Annotated in this window: 6 protein-coding genes; all 6 read right to left on the bottom strand. The window is 64.4% G+C overall.

Annotated elements, in window-relative coordinates; genetic code table 11:
• On the bottom strand, window positions 1–785 hold a 785-nt coding region (locus tag QOC89_RS29110; protein WP_323048201.1), incomplete at its 3' end, for a glycosyltransferase family 2 protein.
• A gap of 79 nt (window positions 786–864) precedes the next feature.
• Window positions 865–3,060, bottom strand: coding sequence for a polysaccharide biosynthesis tyrosine autokinase (locus QOC89_RS29105; RefSeq protein WP_323048203.1), 2,196 nt, complete (start codon window positions 3,058–3,060; stop codon window positions 865–867).
• A gap of 181 nt (window positions 3,061–3,241) precedes the next feature.
• Window positions 3,242–4,492, bottom strand: coding sequence for a polysaccharide biosynthesis/export family protein (locus QOC89_RS29100; protein WP_323048200.1), 1,251 nt, complete (start codon window positions 4,490–4,492; stop codon window positions 3,242–3,244).
• Entirely contained in the window at window positions 4,486–4,941 is a 456-nt protein-coding gene (locus tag QOC89_RS29095) for a low molecular weight phosphotyrosine protein phosphatase (protein WP_323048199.1), read from the bottom strand. Before QOC89_RS29095 ends, QOC89_RS29100 begins: the two co-directional genes overlap by 7 nt.
• A 28-nt stretch (window positions 4,942–4,969) precedes the next feature.
• A complete protein-coding gene (locus QOC89_RS29090) occupies window positions 4,970–6,442 on the bottom strand; it encodes a UDP-glucose/GDP-mannose dehydrogenase family protein (RefSeq protein WP_323048198.1) in 1,473 nt (490 codons plus the stop codon).
• Between the two features lie 153 nt (window positions 6,443–6,595).
• A partial coding sequence (locus QOC89_RS29085) for a sugar transferase (RefSeq protein WP_323048202.1) occupies window positions 6,596–6,717 on the bottom strand: 122 nt, incomplete at its 5' end.

The following is a 6,717-nucleotide window of genomic DNA, read 5'->3' as shown; positions in this document are numbered from 1 at the left end:
CACCACCACCACGCGGCTTCACGCCGCAGCGGCGGCAACTGGTCGCGCAGGATCAGAGGAAAGTTGATGGCGGCATTGCGCAACGCCGCCATGGTTTGCGCGTCGCGCCGATCGTCGTCGAAACGTTCGGCAGGGAAATGATCGACGGCGACACGCGGGTCGTACATCAGCTTCCAGCCGGCATTCTTCACGGCGAGGCTGAAGGCCATGTCGTTGTGGACCTGGGCGCCCGCGCCGCGCAGGCGTTGATCGAAACGGATCGTGCGAACCGCGTCGCGCCGGTAGCTCATGTTCGCGCCCTTCAGAATGTCGACTTCGCGCGCCCCGCCCACCCCCAGGTGATGATTGCCGATGATCTTGCCGTGCGCCGTGACCTTGCCGACCAGCGGCCGTTCGCCGTCCAGCACGCGGCCTTTTTCATGCACCCAGTCGCGCCCGCCCAGCGCGCCGAGGCGCGCATCGCTTTCGAACGCGGCAGCAATCCGTTCGACCCAGTCGACGTGCGGCGCGGCGTCGTCGTCGGTGATCGCGATCACGTCGCCGTTGGCCGCATCCAGGCCGCGATTGAGGGCCGCGACCTGGCCTGGAATGTCCACCAGCGCGACCGACAGCGGCAAGCTGCCCGGCATCGCCGGATCGCGCAGGCAGGCGTGGGTCGCTTCGTCGTCGGCGCGTGCGACCACCACCACTTCGTCCGGCGCGCGCGACTGCCGTTGCAGCGCCGCGAGGCAGCGCGCGAGATCAGCCGGGCGGCGGTAAGTCGGAACCAGTACCGTCACTTTCATCGTGATGTCCTTCGTTATCGTGTTTGCGCTGGAGTCGGAATCATCGGAACAAGCGAAACAACGGGCCGGGCTGCCCGGCTCAGGTGCTCAGATATTCCTGGACCGCCGCGTAACTGCGGTCGTAACCGCCGCGCCGCGCCGGCATACCGTTGAAGATGCCGCCCTGCACGTGCACGCCGGCTGCACGCAGGCGTTTCAACGCATCGGCAATCTCGCCTTCGCTGTGCACGCCCGAGCGCATCACGAAGAAGGTGGAACCGGCATAGGCGCCGATGATCGATGCATCGGTCACGGCCAATACCGGTGGCGTGTCGATCAGGATCACGTCGTAGCGTCTGGCGAGACCGTCGAGGTATTGCGGCAGACGCGGCGACATCAGCAGTTCCGACGGATTCGGCGGACGGCGGCCGCACGAGATGAAGCTCAGGCTTTCCACGTTGGTCGCGCGGATCGCTTCTTCGAGCGAGATCTGGCCGCTCAGCAATTCCGACAAGCCGTTGTCCTGCACGCCGCCCACATACCGTTCGAGCACGCCGCGGCGCATATCGCCGTCGATCATCAGCACGCGTTTGCCCGAGCTCGCGAGCAGCACCGCCAGATTGACCGTCAGGAAGCTCTTGCCGACGCCGGCCATCGGGCCGGTCAGCATGACGATGCGGTTCTTCGCGTCCATCATCGTGAACTGCATCGAGGTACGCAGGCTGCGCAGGCTTTCGACCGTGACGTCCTTGGGCCGCGCATTCGCGAGCACCGAACGCAGGCGTTCGCCGCCGCGCTCGAAGCCGCTTTCGAGCAGAGCCTGTTCGGCGCTCTGCGGCACGAGACCGTACACCGGCAGATGGAACGCGCGCTCGATATGGTCGGGGTCGTCGATTCCCTTGAACATATTGCGGCGCAGGAACACGAAGCCGGTGCCGCAGATCAGCCCCAGAATCACCGCCGCCGACAGGATCAGCATCTTCTTCGGCTTGACCGGCGCGCCAGGGCGCATCGCCTCGTCGACGATATGCACGTTGCCGCCGGTACCCGCCTTCTGCACCGACAACTCCTGCACGCGGTTGAGCAGCAGCACGTAAATATCTTCCGCCACCTTGGCGTCGCGTTGCAGCTGCACGGCCTTGACTTCGGTGGCCGGCAGATCGCGGAAGCGGTCGGCGTATTTGGCGCGTTGCGCCTCCAGTTCGGCCATCTGCTGGCGCGCGGCCACGAGCATTGGATGGTCGTCGCCGTAACGCTCGGTCAGTTGCGCCATCTGCAGACGCAAACCGGCGATCTGCTGCTCGTACTGCACGCTGCCTTCGAGGTAGACCTTGGCCTCGTCGCTCGCGTTGATCGAGCCGGACTGGCGCTGATACGCGGTCAACGCGGCTTCGGCCCGTTCGAGATCGGCCTTCAGGCGCGGTTCCTCGCTCTTCAGGAAGTCGAGCATCTTGCTCGCGTCGATCTGCTTGTTCGCCACGTGCTGACGCACATACGACTGCGCGAGCGCGTTGGCCACTTCGGCTGCGTGTTCAGGGCTCTTGTCTTCCAGCGAGATCTGGATCACGCCGGTCTGCTTGCCCTGCTCCTGCACGGTGATCGCCGACTGAAACGCGGTGATCGCGTCGAGGTCGTTAAAGCGCGTCACGATGAACTCTTCACCCGGACGGGCCACCAGCTTGCTGACGAGGATCGTCACGCCGCCGCCCTGTTCCTGCTGACCGACCTGGCCGCGCAACAGCAGCGCGCCGTTCTTTGCGTAGAGTTCGTAGTGCTGCTCGTCGAACACCTTCATCGTCAGCTTCTCGCCTTCGAGCGCGGGCACCACGTCGAGCGAATCGACCACGGCGTCTTCACCGCCCCACGCATACGACGACAGACCGAGCCATGGCGCCGCCGGCTGGCCCGGTGTCGCCATGCGCGCGGCGATGCTGCCGACGAGCGGCAGCGTTTTCGGCGCGACGCTGAAGTTCAGCTTCAGCTGCTGGACCACCGGGCCGACCACGCCGCGGCTCTTGATGATTTCGATTTCGGCGTCGGTCGGCAGCGACGTCGAGCCGCTGGTGATCGCCGCGCCCGTCTGCGTCTGCGTGAGCGCCTGCGAGGTGTTGTCGGACTGCTCGACCCGCACGTGCGCATCGGCCGAATAGATCGGCTTGGCAAGCAAACAGTACGCGGCGGCCAGCCCGACGATCACCGCGGCGATGGCGATCAGCCACCAGATGTCGTCGAGGATCACCTGGATCAGTTGCCCGAGGACGACGTCCTCTTCTTCGGTCTTGATCGGACCAGCCATGTGTGGAGAGATTTGATTGCTCACAATTCGATCCCGTTTCGGTTACTTCGGCGTGGGCTTCGGCATCCGCGCTGGCGTGTGCCTTCGCGGATGCCTTTGTGCGTTTGCATTTTTGCTTTTGCGTTTTCCCGGTTCCCGCGCCCTCTGCAAGCGGCGCGGAAACCGTCGACGGCTCGGACGCTCAGCGCGTCAGCTGCTTCAGGTAGAACAGCGTCTGCACGCTCGGCAACACTTGCTGCAACACACGGTTGAAGGTGGTCGAAGCCGCGGTGCCCACATACACGACGTCCATCGGTTGCAACTGGAACTGGGACGACAGCATGATCGCGTCGGGCTGCGTCATGTCGAGGCGGTACACGTCCGGCGTGGTCGGATGCTCGCGCATGCCGCGCATCACGAAGATCTGGCGCGGATTGGCGTCCGTATCGAGAATGCCGCCCCCCAGGGTGAGCGCGTCGGCGATCGTCAGGCGCCCCCGGATCATCGGCACCTGGATCGGCGTCTTCACCTCGCCCATCACGAAGATGCGGCTGTCGCTGTGATCCGGCACGTTGATCACGTCGCCGTTTTGCAGCATGACGTTCTGCGTGGTGTCGCCCTGGTCGAGCATGCGGTTGGCGTCGAGCACGTACAGCTTGTTGTTGCGCGTGAGGCGCACACGCTGAATGTCGGCGTCGCTGTTGGTGCCGCCCGAACGCGTGATCGCGTCGACCAGCGTGAGCGGCACGTCGCTGATGGCGAGCGGGCCCGGCGTCTTCACGTCGCCGGTCACCTGCACTTTCTGGCCGCGATACGACAGCACGCGCACGTCGACCTGCGGATTGCGGATGTAGCGCACGAGGCCGGCGCTCAATTGATCGCGCAACTCGCCGGCGGTTTTGCCCGCGGCGTGGATACGGCCAACGAACGGGAAAAAGATCGTGCCGTCGGCGGCGATGGTCTGGCCGTAAGGATCGGCCTGGCCCGGCAGCGCGGCGGTATACGGCTGCTGCAAGGCGCCGCCGATCGACTGCGTGGTGTTGCCGCCCGCCGACAGCGTGCTGCCCTGCGGGGTGGTCAATTCAGGGTGGTCCCACACGGTGATGCCGAGAATGTCCTGCGGCGAGAGCCGGTACACGTACTGCGACGGATCGCTGTAACGCGAGCTCGGCAGCGCCTGCTGCGCGGCGGCGGCTTGCGCCTGGGCCTGAGCCGCGACGAGCGGACCGTCGATCAGATGGACCGGATAGGTTTCGTTGGCTGGTTGACTCTGGTGCTGGCCGTCGTCTTTCAGACGGGACGTGTCGAGGTAATTACCCGGTGCGGTAGCGCAGGCCGACAAAAAGGACGTCAGCAAAAGCGTGGCGGCAAGTTTCGATTTGAAGCCCGTCGCTTTGAAACCCGTCGAATCGACGTTCGCAAGCGTATGTGCAGTGAGTTTTTTCATCAGCATATTTTTTTCAGCCATCCCATGACCAGGTGTTCGATGAGCACGAGACTCTCCCTATAGTCGGCTTCCTCGCCGCCATGCGGATCGGCGACGTCGGAGTCGTCTTCCCACTTGCCGAGCGGATAGACCTTGCCGCGCGAGGCCGGATCGAGCGCTTCCACCGTGCTCACCTGCGCGCGCTCGCTGACGAGCACGAGGTCGGCGCAACGCACGAGCTGGCGGTCGAGGCGCCGTGAGTAATGGATGCCGGAGGCGACGCCCTGCTCGGCGAGCAGGCGCCGCATCACCGGGTCCATGGCGTGGCCGTTCACGGCACGGATGCCCGCCGAATGAAACGCGATCGGCGCCGAGGACGACCGCGACGACGCGCGCTGCCGGGCCTTGAACAGCATTTCGGCGGCGGGCGAACGGCACACGTTGGCGTGGCAGACGATCAGAACGTTGGCGAACATAGCGGGCTCCTTGATGAGGCGCGGCGGCTTAGTGGCCGGCCTCGACCGAATCGACCGAGTCGATCGTATGGGCGAGGCCGGCCGCGGCGGCCGTAATCGCCACGCCGTTCGCGCCGACTTTCGCCGGCGCGGTGCGCAGCGCGTGCTGACGGCCGATCGCGTGATACTCGATACCGAGTTCGAGCAGCACGTCCGGCTCGTACAGATTGCGGCCGTCGAAAATCAGCGGCGTCTTGAGGCTCTGTTTGAGTGAACCGAAATCCGGGCTCTTGAAGACTTTCCATTCGGTGAGAATCACGAGTGCATCGGCGCCTGCGGCCGCATCCATCTCCTCGTTCACGAACGACAAACGCGCGTGCTGTTGCGGCACGTCTTTCAGATCGAGTGCGAAGACGCGCTTCGATTCGTCGATCGCCACCGGGTCGTAGGCCTTCACACGCGCGCCGCGGCGCAGCAGTTCGGCAATCAGCGGACGGCTCGGCGCTTCGCGCATGTCGTCCGTGTTCGGCTTGAAGGCAAGGCCCCACACGCCGAAGGTGCGATCCGACAGGTCTTCGCCCAGACGCGCGACGATCTTGTGCGCCAGGATCTTCTTCTGCGTGTCGTTGACGGCTTCCACTGCTTCGAGAATGCGCAGATTGGCCTTGTGATCGGCCGCCGTGCGAATCAGCGCCTGGACGTCTTTCGGGAAGCATGAGCCGCCGTAGCCGCAACCCGCATACAGGAAGTCGTAGCCGATCCGCGGATCGGAGCCGATGCCGCGGCGCACGGCTTCGATATCCGCGCCGACGCGGTCGGCCAGATTCGCGAGCTCGTTCATGTACGAGATCCGCGTGGCGAGCATGGCATTGGCCGCGTACTTGGTGAATTCGGCAGAACGTACGTCCATGTAGAGCGTGCGTTCGCGATTGCGGTTAAACGGCGCATACAGGCGCTTCATCAGTTCGCGCGCTTTTTCGCCGGGCGCGTCTTCGTCGCAGCCGAGCACGATACGGTCCGGCCGCGTGAAGTCTTCGACGGCCGCGCCCTCTTTCAGGAACTCCGGATTCGACACCACGGAGTACATGTGGCTGGCTTTGCGCGCGGCCAGTTCCTCGGCGATCACGTCGCGCACGCGCGCAGCGGTGCCGACCGGCACCGTCGATTTGTCGACGACCACCTTGAAGCCCGTCATATGGCGGCCGATGTTGCGCGCGGCGGCCAGCACGTATTGCAGGTCGGCGGAACCGTCTTCGTCGGACGGTGTGCCCACCGCGATGAACTGGATGTCGCCATGCGCGACCGCGGCTTCGATGTTGGTCGAGAAGGTCAGGCGGCCGGCCTTGCGATTGCGCGCGATGATTTCCTGCAGACCCGGTTCATGGATCGGCACGCCGCCGTTGTTGAGCACGTCGATCTTGCGTTGATCGACATCGAGACAGAACACGTCATGGCCGATGTCGGCCAGACATGCGCCCGTCACCAGGCCTACGTAGCCACTACCGATGATCGTCAGGTTCATCTATTACACCTCGGAAAATGGAGTTGATTCACTAAATAAGGTCACGCGGTGCGCTGCATTGCGTGAGCGAGGCTCGCAGGAAAACGCCAGGTCGCCCCAGGTTTTCTTGCGCCCCCTCGGGTGGCCTGGCGCGAAGCGACAGGTCGGGGGTCATCAATAAGCATTGCTGCCCACAAAACCCTTCCACAACGTCAGCACGACGATCTTGATGTCGAGCCAGAAGGTCCAGTGCTGCATGTAGTACAGATCGAGCTTGACGCGGCCCATCATCTTTT

It is taken from the genome of Paraburkholderia sp., from assembly GCF_034668105.1.
Classification (GTDB): Bacteria; Pseudomonadota; Gammaproteobacteria; order Burkholderiales; family Burkholderiaceae; genus Paraburkholderia.
Note: the sequence above shows the minus strand (reverse complement) of the source record. Positions and strands in the feature narration are given on the sequence as shown.